The sequence below is a fragment of the Acidovorax sp. BL-A-41-H1 genome, assembly GCF_051942715.1.
The window spans coordinates 1,624,093-1,640,454 of record NZ_JBPVJQ010000003.1 but is presented as its reverse complement, the minus strand read 5'-3'; the positions used below and the strand labels follow the sequence as shown (position 1 = coordinate 1,640,454).

Annotated in this window: 14 protein-coding genes; 1 reads left to right on the top strand and 13 read right to left on the bottom strand. The window is 62.2% G+C overall.

All coding sequences use genetic code 11. The features are described from left to right. Positions 1 to 82: 82 nt before the first annotated feature. The 3 genes from ACTPOI_RS08310 to ACTPOI_RS08300 form a co-directional block, all read right to left on the bottom strand. Positions 83 to 1,279 carry an ABC transporter substrate-binding protein gene (locus ACTPOI_RS08310; RefSeq protein WP_440108113.1) on the bottom strand — a complete coding sequence of 399 codons (1,197 nt, stop codon included), beginning with the start codon at positions 1,277 to 1,279 and terminating at the stop codon, positions 83 to 85. Between the two features lie 68 nt (positions 1,280 to 1,347). After that, entirely contained in the window at positions 1,348 to 2,061 is a 714-nt protein-coding gene (locus tag ACTPOI_RS08305) for an ABC transporter ATP-binding protein (protein ID WP_440108112.1), read from the bottom strand. After that, positions 2,061 to 2,831 carry an ABC transporter ATP-binding protein gene (locus ACTPOI_RS08300; protein WP_069105217.1) on the bottom strand — a complete coding sequence of 257 codons (771 nt, stop codon included), beginning with the start codon at positions 2,829 to 2,831 and terminating at the stop codon, positions 2,061 to 2,063. Before ACTPOI_RS08300 ends, ACTPOI_RS08305 begins: the two co-directional genes overlap by 1 nt. A 198-nt stretch (positions 2,832 to 3,029) precedes the next feature. On the opposite strand from ACTPOI_RS08300, the gene ACTPOI_RS08295 reads away from it, so the two are divergent. Further along, positions 3,030 to 4,979, top strand: coding sequence for an ABC transporter transmembrane domain-containing protein (locus ACTPOI_RS08295; protein WP_440108111.1), 1,950 nt, complete (start codon positions 3,030 to 3,032; stop codon positions 4,977 to 4,979). 471 nt (positions 4,980 to 5,450) lie between these two features. Here the strand turns inward: ACTPOI_RS08295 and ACTPOI_RS08290 are convergent, their stop codons facing one another. The 10 genes from ACTPOI_RS08290 to nuoG form a co-directional block, all read right to left on the bottom strand. Next, positions 5,451 to 5,990: a DUF1178 family protein gene (locus ACTPOI_RS08290; RefSeq protein ID WP_440108110.1), complete on the bottom strand. Its 540-nt coding sequence runs from the start codon at positions 5,988 to 5,990 to the stop codon at positions 5,451 to 5,453. A gap of 36 nt (positions 5,991 to 6,026) precedes the next feature. After that, on the bottom strand, positions 6,027 to 6,332 hold the full coding sequence (locus tag ACTPOI_RS08285) for a DUF2818 family protein (RefSeq protein WP_440108109.1): 306 nt from the start codon (positions 6,330 to 6,332) through the stop codon (positions 6,027 to 6,029). Between the two features lie 181 nt (positions 6,333 to 6,513). After that, on the bottom strand, positions 6,514 to 8,007 hold the full coding sequence (gene nuoN, locus ACTPOI_RS08280; RefSeq protein ID WP_069105214.1) for an NADH-quinone oxidoreductase subunit NuoN: 1,494 nt from the start codon (positions 8,005 to 8,007) through the stop codon (positions 6,514 to 6,516). A gap of 29 nt (positions 8,008 to 8,036) precedes the next feature. Further along, a complete protein-coding gene (locus ACTPOI_RS08275) occupies positions 8,037 to 9,512 on the bottom strand; it encodes an NADH-quinone oxidoreductase subunit M (RefSeq protein ID WP_440108108.1) in 1,476 nt (491 codons plus the stop codon). Between the two features lie 12 nt (positions 9,513 to 9,524). Continuing rightward, positions 9,525 to 11,564: an NADH-quinone oxidoreductase subunit L gene (nuoL, locus tag ACTPOI_RS08270; protein ID WP_440108107.1), complete on the bottom strand. Its 2,040-nt coding sequence runs from the start codon at positions 11,562 to 11,564 to the stop codon at positions 9,525 to 9,527. 31 nt (positions 11,565 to 11,595) lie between these two features. After that, positions 11,596 to 11,904 carry an NADH-quinone oxidoreductase subunit NuoK gene (gene nuoK / locus ACTPOI_RS08265; protein ID WP_069105211.1) on the bottom strand — a complete coding sequence of 103 codons (309 nt, stop codon included), beginning with the start codon at positions 11,902 to 11,904 and terminating at the stop codon, positions 11,596 to 11,598. After that, complete coding sequence (locus ACTPOI_RS08260) at positions 11,901 to 12,569, bottom strand: NADH-quinone oxidoreductase subunit J (RefSeq protein ID WP_440108106.1); 669 nt, start codon at positions 12,567 to 12,569, stop codon at positions 11,901 to 11,903. Before ACTPOI_RS08260 ends, nuoK begins: the two co-directional genes overlap by 4 nt. 50 nt (positions 12,570 to 12,619) lie before the next feature. Continuing rightward, complete coding sequence (gene nuoI / locus ACTPOI_RS08255; RefSeq protein ID WP_291519228.1) at positions 12,620 to 13,132, bottom strand: NADH-quinone oxidoreductase subunit NuoI; 513 nt, start codon at positions 13,130 to 13,132, stop codon at positions 12,620 to 12,622. A 12-nt stretch (positions 13,133 to 13,144) separates the two neighbouring features. Next, positions 13,145 to 14,227 carry an NADH-quinone oxidoreductase subunit NuoH gene (gene nuoH, locus ACTPOI_RS08250; RefSeq protein WP_440108105.1) on the bottom strand — a complete coding sequence of 361 codons (1,083 nt, stop codon included), beginning with the start codon at positions 14,225 to 14,227 and terminating at the stop codon, positions 13,145 to 13,147. After that, the gene (gene nuoG / locus ACTPOI_RS08245) at positions 14,224 to 16,359 is read right to left on the bottom strand and encodes an NADH-quinone oxidoreductase subunit NuoG (protein WP_440108104.1); all 2,136 of its coding nucleotides are present in this window, start codon (positions 16,357 to 16,359) and stop codon (positions 14,224 to 14,226) included. Before nuoG ends, nuoH begins: the two co-directional genes overlap by 4 nt. Between the last annotated feature and the right edge of the window lie 3 nt (positions 16,360 to 16,362).

The following is a 16,362-nucleotide window of genomic DNA, read 5'->3' as shown; positions in this document are numbered from 1 at the left end:
GCAAAGTGCAGCGAAGAGAACCCGTGCTGCAACGCATCCCGCGCGGGTTGCGTTGCAGCGCCGGGTTACAGGCGCCTGGTGTTTACTTCCAGAGCGGGCACTTGCTTTCGGCCTTGGTCGTGAAGACCTGGTCACCTGGCAGCTTCTTGACGAGCTTGTAGTAGTCCCATGGCTTGGTGGACTCGGAAGGCTTCTTCACTTCCATCAGGTACATGTCGTGCACGTAACGGCCGTCGGCGCGGATCTGGCCCGAACCGAAGAAGTCGTTCATCTTCATGCCCTTCCAGGTGGCCATCACCTTATCGGCATCCACCGTCTTGGCGGCTTCCACGGCCTTGAGGTAGTTCATGGTGGCCGAGTAATCAGCGGCCTGGATTTCGGTAGGCATGCGCTTGGTCTTCTCGAAGAAGCGCGCTGCAAACTTGCGCGTGTCGTCGTTCAGGTCCCAGTACCAGCTGGTGGTGAACTGCAGGCCTTCGGTGTTGCGCAGACCCAGGCTGTGGATGTCGCTCAGAAAGATCAGAAGGCCGGCGAGCTTCATGTTCTTGCCGATGCCGAATTCCTTGGCGGCCTTGATCGAATTGATCGTGTCGCCGCCCGCATTGGCCAGGCCCAGGATCTGTGCCTTGGAGTTCTGTGCCTGCAGCAGGAAGGACGAGAAGTCCGACGCGTTGAGCGGGTGGCGCACCGTGCCCACCACCGTGCCGCCCTTGGCCTTGACCACGGTGCTGGTGTCGGCTTCGAGTGCGTGGCCGAAGGCGTAGTCAGCAGTCAGGAAGTACCAGCTCTTGCCGCCGCCATCCACAATGGCCGAGCCCGTGCCCTTGGCCAGTGCGACGGTGTCGTACGCGTAGTGCACGGTATAGGGAGTGCACTGCTCGTTGGTCAGTGCGGAGCTGGCGGCGCCGTTGTTGATGTACACGCGCTTCTTCTCGGCAGCCACCTTGGCGGTGGCCAGTGCGGTACCCGAATTGGTGCCCCCGAAGATCATCGTCAGGCCTTCGGTGTCGATCCACTCGCGGGCCTTGGAGGCCGCGATGTCGGCCTTGTTCTGGTGGTCGGCGCTCAGCAGCTCGATGGGCATGCCCAGCACCTTGCCGCCGAAGTCGTCAATGGCCATCTGGATGGCCAGCGCACCGTTCTTACCTTCCACGTCGGCGTACAGGCTGGACATGTCGGTGATGAAACCGATCTTGACCTTGTCTTGTGCATGCGCTGCCGAGGTGGCCAGGCCTGCTGCGCCCAGCATCAATGCGAGCACTTTCAGTTTGTTCTTCATGGCTTGTCTCCTGTTGGAATGGTGGTGGTGGGAAAACACAAAAACCGGGAATGCGTGCGGGGCGCGGCTCACACGCCCAGCAGTTCGCTGAGTACGGGCATCTTTTGCTCCAGCTCGGCAGCACCGAACTGCTCGACGATGCGGCCGTGCTCCATCACATAGAAGCGGTCGGCCAGCGGGGCGGCAAAGCGGAAGTTTTGCTCAACCATAACCACCGTGAAGCCTTTTTGGCGCAGCATCATGATCATGCGGGCCAGCGCCTGGACGATGACCGGCGCGAGGCCTTCCGAGATCTCGTCGAGCAGCAGCAGATTGGCCCCCGTGCGCAGGATGCGGGCCACGGCCAGCATCTGCTGCTCGCCGCCCGACAGGCGCGTGCCCTGGCTGTTCTTGCGCTCGGCCAGGTTGGGGAACATGGCGTAAATCTCTTGCACCGACATGCCAGGCTTGTCGGTCTTGAGCGCGGGCGGCAGCATCAGGTTCTCTTCGCACGACAGGCTGGAGAAGATGCCCCGCTCTTCCGGGCAGTAGCCCACGCCCAGGTGCGCAATGCGGTGCGTGGGCATGTTGATGGTTTCCACGCCGTTGATCTTGACCGACCCCTTGCGCGAGCCCGTGAGGCCCATGATGGCGCGCATGGTGGTGGTGCGGCCTGCGCCGTTGCGGCCCAACAGCGTGACTACCTCGCCCGGCTGCACGACGATGTCGACGCCGTGCAGCACGTGCGATTCGCCGTACCAGGCTTCGAGGTTCCGGATTTCGAGTGCGGGAGCGGATGCCATCAATGCGCTCCTTGCAGTTGGCCGTCAGTCGTGCCCATGTAGGCTTCCATCACGAGCGGGTTGCTCGACACCTCCGCGTACGGGCCTTCGGCCAGCACGGCGCCGCGCTGCAGCACCGTGATGCAGTCGGCGATGGTGGAGACCACTTTCATGTTGTGTTCGACCATCAGAATGGTGCGACCCACAGACACTTTCTTGATGAGCTGTGTGACGCGGTCCACGTCCTCGTGGCCCATGCCCTGGGTGGGTTCATCCAGCAGCATCAGCTCGGGCTCCATCGACAAGGTGGTTGCAATTTCAAGCGCGCGCTTGCGGCCGTAGGGCAGGTTCACCGTGACCTCGTCGGCCAGGTCTTCCAGGCCCACTTCGGTCAGCAGCTGCATGGCCCGGTCGTCCAGCTGGCGCAGGGTGCGCTCGCTGCGCCAGAAATGAAACGACGTGCCCAGCTTGCGCTGCAAGCCCAGGCGCACGTTTTCAAGCAGCGTGAGGTGCGGGAACACGGCCGAGATCTGGAACGAGCGGATGACGCCGCGGCGCGCGATCTGCGCGGGCTGCTCGCGGGTGATGTCGTGGCCGTTGAAACGGATGACGCCCGAGGTGGGCTCGAGAAACTTCGTCAGCAGGTTGAAGCACGTGGTCTTGCCCGCCCCGTTCGGGCCGATCAGGGCGTGGATGGAACCACGGCGCACAGCCAGGTTCACATCGCTTACCGCGGTGAAGCCTTTGAACTCTTTGGTCAGGCTTTTGGTTTCAAGGATGACGTCGCTCATTGCGCCTGGATTGCTCCGTAAAGGTGCTGGTGTTGGAGTCACGCTGCAGGGGCAGCGGCTCATCGCGGGATGGTCGTGCAGGCCAATCACTATGCATGCATTCGGTCTGCATGGTATGCCGCGGGAGCCGTGTGTAGATACTGGGACTAATGCCTATGTATTAATGCCTACTGTCCACGTCCGGTCTCATTCCCATCCATGCAAACCATGCCCACACGGCCTTCCACTACCGCAGAGCGCGGGGCTCCGCGTTCACTTTCGGGGCTGCTGCCCTTTCTGCGGCCCTATCGCGGGCGCATTGCACTCGCAGGCGTTTTTCTGGTGCTTGCGGCACTGGCCACGCTGGCCTTCCCGATGGCCCTGCGCGGGCTGATCGACGGCGGTCTGCTGGCAGGCGACCGGGGTGCCCAGACCATGGCGTTGCGTGAACATTTTGAAGCGCTTTTTGCAGTGGCAGTCGCCTTGGGCGTGTTCTCTGCCGCCCGCTTCTACATGGTGAGCTGGCTGGGCGAGCGCGTGACGGCCGACCTGCGCAATGCCGTGTACGGCCATGTGCTGCAGCAGAGCCCGGAATTCTTTGAAACAACGCAAACCGGCGAGGTGCTCTCGCGACTGACGACCGACACCACCCTGGTGCAGACGGTCGTCGGCTCGTCGCTGTCAATGGGCCTGCGCAATGCCGTCATGGGCGTGGGTGCGCTGGCCATGCTGGTCTGGAGCAACCCGTACGTCATGGCGCATGTGCTGCTGGCGGTGGTGCTGGTGGTTTTGCCCACGATGTGGATCGGCCGGCGCGTGCGCCGCCTTTCGCGCGACAGCCAGGACCGCGTGGCCGACTCCAGCGCCATTGCCGCCGAGGTGCTCAACGCCGTACCCGTGGTGCAAAGCTACACCGCCGAGCCGCGCGAGGCAGCGCGTTTCGGCCGGGCCACCGAGAACGCATTCCAAGTGGCCGTGCGCCGCACCAGCGCCCGTGCGTTGCTGGTGGCGTTCATCATCATCGCCAACGCGGCACTGCTGCTGTGGGGGCTGTACCGCGGCACGCAGGCCGTGCTTGCCGGTGACATGACTGCAGGCCATCTCGGGCAGACGGTGGTCTACGTCATCCTGCTGGCCGGTGCCGTGGCGGTGCTGGGCGAGGTATATGGCGACCTGCTGCGCGCGGCTGGTGCCACAGAACGGCTGATGGAACTGCTGGCGAGCCGTTCGCCAGTGGCCAATCCGCCCAAGCCTAAAGAACTGCCGCTCTCGGGCCAGGGGCTGGCGGTGGAATTTGACGGCGTCAGTTTTCACTACCCCTCCCGCCCTGCCCACCCGGCCCTGCGCGGCTTTTCGCTGACGCTGCGGCCGGGCGAGACCGTGGCGCTGGTGGGGGCCAGTGGCGCCGGCAAGACGACGGTGTTCCAGCTGCTGCAGCGGTTTTATGACGTGGGCGACGCGCAGCAGCGGCAGCAGCCTCAGACAGGCGCCCCCTCCGCGGTGGAAGGTAGCAGCGCGCCAGCCTATGGAAGCACCTTACCCGGCGAGGTCGAGCACGGGTCATGCAGCAGCGGCATGTCAGCAGCGCCACCGACGTCCAGCGGCGCCATTCGCCTGAACGACGTGGACATTCGGGCACTGCGCCTGTCCACCCTGCGTGCGGCCATCGGCACCGTGCCGCAGGATGCTGTGATCTTCTCGGCCACCGCGCTCGAAAACATCCGCTACGGCCGGCCCGATGCCACCGAAGCCGAGGTAACCGCTGCCGCACAGGCCGCGTTTGCGCACGACTTCATCACTGCGCTGCCTGAAGGCTACGAAACCTTTCTGGGCGAACGCGGCGTGCGCCTTTCGGGCGGCCAGCGCCAGCGCATCTCGATCGCCCGCGCCATGCTCAAGGACCCACCCCTGCTGCTGCTGGATGAAGCCACCAGCGCGCTCGACGCCGAGAGCGAGCGCATGGTGCAGGCCGCGCTGGACACCGCCATGCAGCGCCACACCGGGCGGAGGACCACGTTGGTGATCGCCCACCGACTGGCCACCGTCCAGAACGCAGACCGCATCGTGGTGCTGGAGCATGGCCAGATCGTCGAGGAGGGAACCCACGCGGCGCTGATCGAGCGCGCAGGCGTTTACGCGCGCCTTGCGGCGCTGCAGTTCACCGCGTGAGGAGCTGGTGGCGGCACAGCGCAGCGCGAGAAGGGTAGACCGTGTTCTGCACGCTCAGACCGAGGGCAGCGGTATCGGTTTTGACTCACTGAGGGCCTTCCGTTGGCCACAGGCCATGAGGATCCCCTTCGTCGAAGCGCTACAGCCGCGGAGGCGGCTACATGGGAACAGCGCGACGCGCCGGATGCAATGAAAGCCGACGGGGATCGCGAGGCGGCCCGTCGCACGGCACTCCGCGGGAGACTCGGTTTGCTATCATATAAATAGCATTAGGTGCAATCAAATCGAGCGCCACAGACCGATTAGACTCAAAAATTGTCCGAGATGATGCCCCAGCCCGCTCCGGGAGAGCGCCGCAGCGTGCCCACGGCATCCGTCCGGGGCCAGGACAATGCGATCCCGCAGACAGGGAGCCGGTGTCAGAAAGCGCCTGTGCTGCAGCCGACGCCGCGAAGGATGCCCCCGGCCGCGTTACTGCAACGTTTCCTTGGCAGAGACCGGTAGCGGCAATGGCAGGACGGCGACACCCTCTTCCAGAAGCTCCAGGGCTTCTTCGGCCGTGGCCTGGCCGCGAATGCCGCGTTCGGGCGCTTCCCCATGGTGGATGCGGCGCGCCTCCTGTGCGAAGGCAGCGCCCACGTCCTCCGTGTTGCTGGCAATGTGCCGCGCCAGGCGCAACCACGCGGCCTGGATGGCTTGGGGGAGCAAGGCGGCATCGCCTTGGTCGAATGGGACGACAGCCGTGGTCAGAGCCCCCTGTGCGGATCCGGAAGAGCCGCCTCCGGCATCCGGGTGCGCGGGCTGATTCGCATCATGCCCAGAACGCGCCGGCCCGGGCGGGCGCGCCCCCAGGTTCAGCCGTGGCGCACTCAGGAGTTTGTGGACCTGATGGTCATTGCAAAGGGGGCATTGCACCAGGTCGCACTGCTTTTGCGACTGGAAGTCCTCTTCAGAGGCAAACCAGCCCTCAAAGACGTGGCCCTGGCTGCACTGGAGATCGAGAACCTTCATGGCGGGCGAAAGCCTGGCGTGCCGGACAGTGCGCGACTAACCGTGGCGGCGCAGAAGGTAGCGATACACGAACCCGGGAAACGCGAGGGTCAGGAACAGGGTGCCGGTGACGGCATAGAACTCCCAGCCCTGCGGCGCGATCTGCCCGGCCCGGCGCTCCAGCAGCAAGGCGAACCCGCCCACCAGCAGGTACAGCACGAATAGTTCAACCAGCCGCACCACCAGCTTTTTCTGCGGCAGGGCCACGGGGCCCACTACCAGCCAGCGGTGGTTGATGAACGGCAGGTTTGCAGCAATCAGTGCTGCAATGATCACCAGCCAGACAGATGCGGTCAGAGACACGGGAGTGCAGGTCCGAAAAGGGACAGAGAGTGCGACACCGGACGCAGGGCTGGCGTGGTGGTGGAGCCGTGCGCCGCACGCCCCTGCACCGCTTGCGCGGCCACGCCGGTAGAACCAGCAGCGGCCGAGGACACAGCAATAAAAGGCGCGCAGAACATACGGATCAAATCAGACCGGCTGATCAGGTGGCCAGTGCGCGGACTACCGCGTCGGCGCACAGCGACATCAAACCGCCAGGCAGCAGGCCGAGGCCCAGCACCAATGCGCCGTTGATCGTCAGGACCACGCGCACGTCTAAAGGTGCCGATACGTGCGTCACCGTCAGCGGCGGATCAAAGTACATGACCTTGACGACGCGCAGGTAGTAGAAAGCGCCGATCAGCGACATGATCACGGCGAACACGGCGAGCGCAATGTAAAGGCCCTGGCCCGAAGCAATGAGCGCCTGCAGCACCGCCAGCTTGGCGTAGAAGCCCACCAGCGGCGGGATACCAGCCATCGAGAAAAGGCAGACTGCCATGACGCCTGCGTACAGCGGGCTGCGCTGGTTCAGGCCAGCCAGGTCCGAGATCTCTTCGCTCTCAAAGCCTTCGCGCGCCAAGAGCAGGATCACGCCAAATGCGGCCAACGCGGTCAGCACGTAGGTGATGACATAGAACATCGACGCGCTGTAGGCGTTCTCGACCGCCGTGGCGTCCACATTGCCGTTGATCACACCCGACATCAGGCCCAAGAGCACAAAGCCCATCTGAGAGATCGTGGAGTACGCCAGCATGCGCTTGAGGTTGGTCTGTGCGATGGCGGCGAGGTTACCCACCAGCAGCGAACCGATCGCAAGCACCCCCAGCATCTGTTGCCAGTCGATCGCCAGCGGCAACAGGCCATCCACCAGCAGGCGGATCGTGATGGCAAACGCAGCCAGCTTGGGCGCACTGCCAATCATCAGCGTGGCAGAGGTCGGAGCGCCCTGGTAAACGTCGGGCACCCACATGTGGAAGGGAACCACGCCCAGCTTGAACGCCAGACCGGCGACCACAAACACGAGGCCGAACACCAGCACCTGGTGGCGGATCTGGCCGGAATTGACGGCCTTGAACACCTGGCCGATGTCGAGCGAGCCCGTGGCACCGTAGATCATCGACAGACCGTAGAGCAGGAAGCCGCTGGCCATGGCACCCAGCACGAAGTACTTCATGGCTGCCTCGGTGGCGGTGGCGTTGTCTCGGCGCAGCGCGACCAGCGCATAGCTCGACAGCGTCATCAGCTCAAGGCCCAGGTAGATCACCAAGAAGTTGTTCCCGGAGATCATGATGAACATGCCCAGCAGGGCGAACATCGACAGGGTGAACAGCTCACCGCCGTGCATCATCTGGCGGTCGGCAGCGTAGGGGCGGCTGTAGACCAGCGTCACCATCACGGCAATGGTGGCAAAGCACTTGAGCCAGTTGCCCATGGCGTCGCTCACCACCATGTTGCCAAAGCCGTAGAACGTGTTGCCACTGGTGGCGTACATCGCCTGCAGGGCTGCGACTACCGCCAGCGTGAGCATGGTGAGCACATAGGTGCCCGTGCGGTACTTGCTCTGAACGCCCAGGTCGACCAGCGCAATCACGCAAGCCATGGTCAACAGCACGATCTCGGGGTAAATCGCAAGCCAGCTGATGTTGTCAATCATCTCGAATCTCTCAGTTCAGTCTGGTCTGGTCAGTTCAGCTTGGTCAGCGCGACATGCTTGAGCAGTTCGGCCACCGAGGTGTCCATCACGTCCGTGAAGGGGCGTGGGTACAGGCCCATGGCCAGCACGGCGATACCCAGCAGCGACAGCACGAGGAATTCCCGGCTGTTGATGTCAGTCAGGCCCTTGACGTTGTCGTTGCCCACAGGGCCGAGGTACACACGCTTGAACATCCACAGCGTGTAGGCCGCGCCGAAGATGAGGGCTGTAGCTGCTGCAAAGCCGACCCAGAAGTTGGCCTTGACGGCACCCAGGATCACCATCCATTCGCCCACAAATCCGGCCGTACCCGGCAGGCCGCAGTTGGCCATTGCAAACAGCAGGGCAAAAGCGGTGAAGTTGGGCATAGTGTTGACCACGCCTCCGTAAGCTGCGATTTCACGCGAATGCACGCGGTCGTAGAGCACACCGATGGACAGGAACATCGCGCCTGACACGAAGCCGTGCGCAATCATCTGCACCAGGCCACCGGACACGCCGAGGTCGTTGAAAATGAAAAAGCCCAGCGTGACGAAACCCATGTGCGCCACAGACGAGTAAGCCACCAGCTTCTTCATGTCCTTCTGGACCATGGCCACCAGACCCACGTAGATCACGGCGACCAGCGACAGCGCAATCATGAGCCAGGCCCATTCGCGTGCGGCGTCAGGAGCGATCGGCATCGAGAAGCGCAGGAAACCATAGGCACCGAGCTTCAGCATGATGGCGGCCAGCACGGCCGAACCACCGGTAGGCGCTTCAACGTGCACGTCAGGCAGCCAGGTGTGCACGGGCCACATCGGCACCTTGACCGCGAACGCTGCGAAGAACGCGAAGAACAGCAGTGTCTGTGCGGTACGGCTCAGCGGCAACTGGTGCCAGGTGGCAATGTCGAAGCTGCCACCCGACTGGTTGTACAGGAAGATCAGCGCGATCAGCATCAGCAACGAGCCGAGCAGCGTGTACAGGAAGAACTTGAACGCCGCGTAGATCTTGTTGGGGCCGCCCCAGATGCCGATGATCAGGTACATCGGAATCAGTGTGGCTTCGAAGAAGACGTAGAACAGGATGCCGTCGAGCGCGCTGAACACGCCAATCATCAGACCCGAAAGGATCAGGAACGCACCCATGTACTGGTTCACACGCTCGGTGATCGACTCCCACGACGCGATGACCACGATGACCGTGATGAATGCCGTCAGCGGCACGAACCAGAAGGAAATGCCGTCGACCCCGAGGTGGTAGTTGACGTTGAACCGTTCGATCCACGCAGCTTTTTCGACAAACTGCATGGCAGCTGTGCCGAGTTTGAAGCCGTCGTACAGCGGCAACGTGACCAGGAAGCCGATCAGGGCACCGAGCAGTGCAAGCCAGCGCACCGCACGGGCGTGCTCATCCCGCCCCAGAGCGAGCAGCACAGTACCGAAAGCGATCGGCGTCCAGATGGCAAGACTCAACAGACCCATTTGTTGTTTTCCTTATTTGATGAGCTGCACCAGGGCATCGCCCCAGACGAACCACGTCATCAGGGCGAACACGCCGAGAATCATTACCAGCGCGTAATGGAACACGAAGCCGGACTGGATCCAACGCACTGCGCCAGAAATACCGCGCACCAGTTTCCAGGAACCGTTGACCAATGCGCCGTCAATGATGGCCTGATCGCCGCCCTTCCACAGACCGACACCCAGTGCACGCGCACCGCGCGCCAGAATGTTCTCGTTGATCCAGTCGAGGTAGTACTTGTTTTCCAGCAGCGTGTAGATGGGCTGGACGCGCGCCTTGATGGCGGCCGGCAGCGCCGGATTGACCATGTACATGTAGTACGAGGCCGCCACGCCAGCGAGGGCCAGCCAGAACGGTGCGGTCTGCAGGCCGTGCAAGGCCATGCCGACCGGGCCGTGGAAGATCTCGGCGAGCTTGGTCATGGCGGGGTGCTTGGCCGCATCCACAAAGATCACGTCCTTGAAGAAGTCACCAAACAGCATGGGCTGGATGAACATGAAGCCGACGACGACCGACGGGATGGCCAGCAAAACCAGCGGCACCGTGACCACCCACGGCGACTCGTGGGGCTCGTGGTGGTGGTGATCGTCATGACCGTGGTGGTCGTCGTGGTGGGCATCCGGGTTCTGGTCAAAGCGTTCCTTGCCGTGGAAAACAAGGAAGTACAGGCGGAACGAATAGAACGCCGTGATGAAGACACCGGCCAGCACGGCAAAGTACGCAAAACCGGCGGCGGGCAGATTACTGAAATGCACGGCCTCAATGATGCTGTCCTTGGAGTAGAAGCCCGAAAACAGAGGCGTACCGATCAGTGCCAGCGATCCCAGCAGCGACGTAATCCAGGTGATCGGCATGTACTTGCGCACGCCGCCCATCCAGCGAATGTCCTGGTTGTGGTGCAGGCCCATGATGACGGAGCCCGCAGCAAGGAACAGCAGCGCCTTGAAGAATGCGTGCGTCATAAGGTGGAACACCGCCACTGAATAGGCCGAGGCGCCCAGGGCGACCGTCATGTAACCCAGCTGGGACAGCGTGGAATACGCCACCACGCGCTTGATGTCGTTCTGGATGATGCCGAGGAAGCCCATGAACAGCGCGGTGATGGCACCGATCACCAGGATGAAGTTCAAAGCGGTATCCGACAGCTCGAACAGCGGCGACATGCGTGCCACCATGAAGATGCCTGCCGTCACCATCGTGGCGGCGTGGATCAGGGCCGAAATGGGGGTAGGACCTTCCATCGAGTCGGGCAGCCACACATGCAGCGGAAACTGTGCACTCTTGCCCATCGCGCCGATGAAGAGGCAGATGCAGATCACCGTGATCAGCATCCAGTCGGTACCCGGGAACGCCATGCCGCCCAGCTCGCCCGATTTGGCAAACACTTCGCCGTAGTTCAGAGTGCCGGCATACGCCGCAATCAGGCCGATGCCCAGGATGAACCCGAAGTCACCTACGCGGTTCACCAGGAACGCCTTCATGTTCGCGAAGATGGCCGTAGGCTTGTTGAACCAGAAGCCGATCAGCAGGTACGACACTAGGCCCACCGCCTCCCAGCCGAAGAACAGCTGCAGCAGGTTGTTGCTCATGACCAGCATGAGCATCGAGAACGTGAACAGGGAGATGTAGGCAAAAAAGCGGTTGTAGCCTTCATCCTCTTCCATGTAGCCGATGGTGTAGATGTGCACCATCAGCGACACGAAGGTCACCACCACCATCATCATCGCGGTGAGGCTGTCGACCAGGAAGCCGACTTCCATCTTCAGGCCACCAACGACCATCCACGTGTAGAGGGTTTCGTTGAAGTAGGCACCGTCAACCGCTACGCTCTTGAGCGTCATGGCGGACAGTACGAAAGCCACCAGCACGCCAAGAATCGTCAGCGTATGGCTGAGCCGGCGGCCAATCCAGTTGCCGCCGAACGTGGTGCCGAAAACGCCGGCCAGCAGCGCGCCTGCCAGCGGGGCCAGCGGAACCGCCAGGAGCGTTGATGCAGAGAGGGTTTGACTCATTCTTGAGGACCTTGCGAATACCGGTAGCTCATCAACCCTTGAGGGTGTTGAGGTCTTCAGCGTTGATGCTGGTCTTGTTGCGGAACAGCAGCACCAGGATGGCAAGCCCGATGGCCGACTCGGCCGCAGCCACGGTCAGGATGAAGAACACGAATACTTGGCCGTGCATGTCACCGAGGTAGTACGAAAACGCCACGAAATTCATGTTGACCGCCAGCAGCATCAACTCGATGGCCATCAGCAACACGATCAGGTTCTTGCGGTTGAGGAAGATGCCGATCACGGACAAGGCGAACAGCATTGCGCCCAGCGACAGGAAATGGCCCAGTGTCAAAGTCATGCCTTCTTCTCCTCGGCTGCAGCCGCTGCAGGCTCTTCAGGAAGCGGCTTTTGCGTGGCGGCAACCTTCACCACCGCCAGGCGGTCGGCAGCGCGAACGCGGATCTGTGCCGACGGATTGATCGCCTTGCTGTCCTTGCGCTCACGGAGCGTGAGCGCAATGGCTGCGATCATTGCCACCAGCAGGATCACAGCTGCAATTTCAACCGGGTAGAGATACTCGGTGTAGAGCAGCTTGCCCAGCGACTTCGTATTCGAATACTGAACGACCTGCCCCGCTGCATCGAGCACGGGTGCCAGCGCCTTAGGCTCTTCCATGCCGCGGAAACCGCCCATCAGCACAGCCGCCATCTCCAGAGCAATCAGTGCACCCACGGTGGCCGCCAGCGGGAAGTTCTTCCAGAAACCCTTGCGGACAGTGTCGATATGGATATCGAGCATCATCACCACAAAGAGGAAAAGCACCATCACCGCGCCCAGGTACACCAGCACCAGCGCAATGGCCAGAAACTCAGCCTTCAGCAACAACCAGACGGCGGCCGCCTGCGAAAACGCAAGGATGAGATAGAGCACTGCATGCACAGGATTGCGCGCAGTGATCACCCGGAAGGCTGCAAACAGCAGCACAACCGAGAAGAGGTAGAAGAAACCAGTCTTGGCGTCCATGAATCGGGTCTTTATAGAAGTTCTGGCAGGAAGGCTGTACCAGACACCGCTCAGCGGTACTTGGCGTCCGCAGCCTTCGCTGCAGCGATCTCGCCTTCATACCGGTCGCCCACGGCCAGAAGCATTTCCTTCGTGAAGTACAGGTCGCCCCGCTTTTCGCCGTGGTATTCCAGGATCTGTGTTTCCACGATCGAATCCACCGGGCAACTCTCTTCGCAGAACCCGCAGAAGATGCACTTCGTCAGGTCGATGTCGTAGCGCGTGGTGCGGCGTGAGCCGTCTTCGCGCACATCGGATTCGATGGTGATGGCCAGCGCCGGGCAGACAGCCTCGCACAGCTTGCAGGCAATGCAGCGCTCTTCGCCGTTCTCATAGCGGCGCAGGGCGTGCAGGCCACGAAAACGCGGCGAAAGCGGCGTCTTTTCTTCGGGAAACTGAACGGTCACCTTCCGACGGAACGCGTACCGGCCGGTCAGGGCCATACCCTTGAGCAGCTCCACGAGCATGAAGCTCTTGAAGAAGTCCTTCAGCGAGAAGGGAGCAGCAGCAGCAACAGCAGTCATTTCGCGTTCCGCCTATTTCCAGATATTCCAGGGCGACAGCAGCCACCCACCGACAAAGACCAAATACACCAGCGTGACCGGGATGAAGATCTTCCAGCCCAGACGCATGATCTGGTCATACCGGAACCGGGGGAAGGTCGCCCGGATCCAGATAAACATGGACACCACCAGGAACGTCTTCAGACCCAGCCAGATCCAGCCTGGGATCCAGTTGAAGAACGCACTGTCGATCGGAGGCAACCAGCCGCCCAGGAACATGATCGCGGCCAGAATAGACACCAGCCACATGCTGGCGTACTCGGCCAGGAAGAAGATGGCAAAGCCCATGCCCGAGTACTCGACCATGTGGCCGGCTACGATTTCCGCTTCGCCTTCGACGACGTCGAACGGATGGCGGTTGGTTTCAGCGACACCCGAGATCAGGTAGACGAGGAAGATGGGCAGCAGCGGCAGCCAGTTCCAGGACAGGAATGTGAGACCGTTGTCAGCCGCCATGCCCCTGCCCTGGCTCATCACGATCTCGGTCAGGTTCATGCTGCCCGACACCATGATCACGACGAGGAAGCAGAAACCCATGGCGATTTCGTAGCTCACCATCTGTGCCGAAGCCCGCAGCGCGCCGAGAAACGCGTACTTCGAGTTGGAGGCCCAGCCTGCAATGATCACGCCGTACACCTCGATCGAGGTGATGGCCATGACCAGCAGCAACCCTGCGTTGACGTTGGCCAACGCCACGTCAGGACCAAAAGGAATCACCACCCAGGCTGCCAGCGCTGGCATGATCGCCATGACCGGGCCGAGGACAAACAGACCTTTGCTGGCGGCGGCAGGCTGGATGATTTCCTTGGTCAGCAGCTTGAGCGCGTCGGCAATGGGCTGAAGCAGACCAAAAGGACCTACGCGGTTGGGGCCGTGGCGAACCTGCATGAAGCCTAGCAGCTTCCGCTCCCACAGCGTGAGGTAGGCGACAGCGCCCATGAGCGGCGCAAGAATGCACACGATCTTGAGCAGGATCCAGAGAACCGGCCAGGCCATGGCAGCCCACCAGCCATACGGCAGGAGCGTCAGACCACCGTTGTACAGCGCGTCAATCATGCGGCCACTCCTTCACGGGCCAGGCGGGCATCCGCCGTCAGTTGCAGCGAGGGCGAGCGGCGCACCAGACCATCGAGTTGATAGATCGACGCCACCACTGGGTCGGCAGCGGTGACTGCCGCGGCAGGGACAGCCGCGCTTACGGCGTTCGACAACTGCTCGGCGGGGATGTGCGTCACCGAACCCGCGGCCGCATTGGTCGCGCGCGCCAGCACATCGGTCGATGTCTCGAAATCAAAACCAGCCACACCCAGAAGGTTGGCGAGCACGCGCAAGACCTTCCACGCAGGGCGCGTTTCGCCCAGTGGACGCACGACGGCGTGAAAGCTCTGCAAGCGCCCTTCGGCATTCACAAACGTGCCCGACGTCTCGGTGAACGGGGCAATCGGAAGCAGCACATCGCTGAATTCAAGATTGCACTTGAAGGGACTCAATGTGACCACCATCTCGGCGCCAGACAGCGCCTGGACGGCCTGCTGACCGGCAGCCGAGTCGGCCACGGGCTCGGTGTTGAGCAGCAGGGCTGCCTTGAGCCCGCCTGCCAGCATCTGGCCAGCGTTCAGGCCGCCGCTGACAGGATGTGCCCCAGCAAACTGTGCGCCGACGGTATTGGCAGCTTCAGTGAGGAAGCCCACCGTGGCGCCCGTCTGGCTGCCGATCCAGTTGGCCAGAGCGAGCAGCTCGCTGGCATGCGCATGGTGTGCGGCAGCGTTGCCCAGGAGAACGGCCTTGCGCTCGCCACCCAGCAGGGAGCGCGCAATCGCCATTGCGTTTTCGTCACTGGCAGCTGCGCCCGCAGGGGCTGCAATACCCTTTTCTTGAGCGACTGCAGAAGCAATGGCACCGAGAACGGAAACCCACTGCGCCGCAGGCTGTACCAGCGACCGATGAAGAGGCATCGCCCATTCGGGCTCCCGCGCAGCGATGGCCGTAACCTGTGCACCATGGCGGACCGCTTGGCGCACGCGCAGCGCAAACAGGGGATGATCCTTGCGGAGGTTGGACCCGATGACCAGTGCGCGCTGCAGGGTGGACAACGATGCAATCGAGGTACCCAACCAGCGAACGCCCTGCGGCGCTGCAAAGTCTGCATTGCGCAAACGGTAGTCAACGTTGTCGCTGCCAAGGCCGCGCACCAGCGAAGCTGCCAAGTACAGCTCTTCCAGCGTGCTGTGCGGGCTCACCAGCGCACCAATGCTTTGTGCGCCGTGGTCGTTCTTGATGTTCTTGATGCCGTTGGCGACGTATTCCAGCGCCGTCTGCCAGTCCACTTCCTTCCACACCCCGCCCTGCTTGAGCATGGGCTGGGTGAGGCGGTCGTCGCTGCTCAGGGCCTCGTACGAGAAACGGTCGCGGTCCGCAATCCAGCATTCATTGACGGCTTCGTTTTCAAACGGAAGCACGCGCAGGACCTTGTGGTTCTTGACCTGAACAATCAGGTTGGCGCCCGTGGAATCATGAGGACTCACCGAGCGGCGTCGGGACAGCTCCCACGTGCGCGCGCTGTAGCGGAACGGCTTGCTGGTCAGCGCACCCACCGGGCAAATGTCGATCATGTTGCCCGACAGCTCGGAATCTATCGTGTCACCGGCCACCGTCGTGATCTCGGAATGTTCACCGCGGTGAATCATGCCGAGCTCCATCACGCCGGCCACTTCCTGGCCAAAGCGCACACAGCGGGTGCAATGGATGCAGCGGCTCATCTCCTGCATGGAGATCAGCGGGCCGACGTCCTTGTTCAGGACGACGCGCTTTTCTTCGGCATAGCGCGATGCAGAGCCGCCGTAGCCGACGGCCAGATCCTGTAGCTGACACTCGCCGCCCTGATCGCAGATGGGGCAATCCAGCGGGTGATTGATCAGCAGGAACTCCATCACGGACTGCTGGGCCTTGATCGCCTTTTCGCTCTTCGTGCGGACGATCATCCCTTGCGTCACTGGCGTGGCGCAGGCAGGCATGGGCTTCGGAGCCTTCTCCACTTCTACCAGGCACATGCGGCAGTTGGCAGCGATGGAGAGCTTCTTGTGATAGCAGAAGTGGGGAATGTAAGTACCGGCTTTTTCGGCTGCATGCATCACCATGCAGCCTTCGGCGACTTCCACCTTCTGACCGTCAAGTTCTATTTCAACCATATG

Bases quoted from the DNA above. Each gene is read 5' to 3' on its own strand.
- ACTPOI_RS08300 (WP_069105217.1), bottom strand. From the start codon at position 2,831: ATGAGCGACGTCATCCTTGAAACCAAAAGCCTGACCAAAGAGTTCAAA.
- nuoI (WP_291519228.1), bottom strand. From the start codon at position 13,132: ATGACTGCTGTTGCTGCTGCTGCTCCCTTCTCGCTGAAGGACTTCTTC.
- ACTPOI_RS08290 (WP_440108110.1), bottom strand. From the start codon at position 5,990: ATGAAGGTTCTCGATCTCCAGTGCAGCCAGGGCCACGTCTTTGAGGGC.
- ACTPOI_RS08295 (WP_440108111.1), top strand. From the start codon at position 3,030: ATGCAAACCATGCCCACACGGCCTTCCACTACCGCAGAGCGCGGGGCT.
- nuoK (WP_069105211.1), bottom strand. From the start codon at position 11,904: ATGACTTTGACACTGGGCCATTTCCTGTCGCTGGGCGCAATGCTGTTC.
- ACTPOI_RS08260 (WP_440108106.1), bottom strand. From the start codon at position 12,569: ATGGACGCCAAGACTGGTTTCTTCTACCTCTTCTCGGTTGTGCTGCTG.
- ACTPOI_RS08310 (WP_440108113.1), bottom strand. From the start codon at position 1,279: ATGAAGAACAAACTGAAAGTGCTCGCATTGATGCTGGGCGCAGCAGGC.
- nuoH (WP_440108105.1), bottom strand. From the start codon at position 14,227: ATGATTGACGCGCTGTACAACGGTGGTCTGACGCTCCTGCCGTATGGC.
- nuoL (WP_440108107.1), bottom strand. From the start codon at position 11,564: ATGAGTCAAACCCTCTCTGCATCAACGCTCCTGGCGGTTCCGCTGGCC.
- nuoG (WP_440108104.1), bottom strand. From the start codon at position 16,359: ATGGTTGAAATAGAACTTGACGGTCAGAAGGTGGAAGTCGCCGAAGGC.
- ACTPOI_RS08275 (WP_440108108.1), bottom strand. From the start codon at position 9,512: ATGGGTCTGTTGAGTCTTGCCATCTGGACGCCGATCGCTTTCGGTACT.
- ACTPOI_RS08305 (WP_440108112.1), bottom strand. From the start codon at position 2,061: ATGGCATCCGCTCCCGCACTCGAAATCCGGAACCTCGAAGCCTGGTAC.
- nuoN (WP_069105214.1), bottom strand. From the start codon at position 8,007: ATGATTGACAACATCAGCTGGCTTGCGATTTACCCCGAGATCGTGCTG.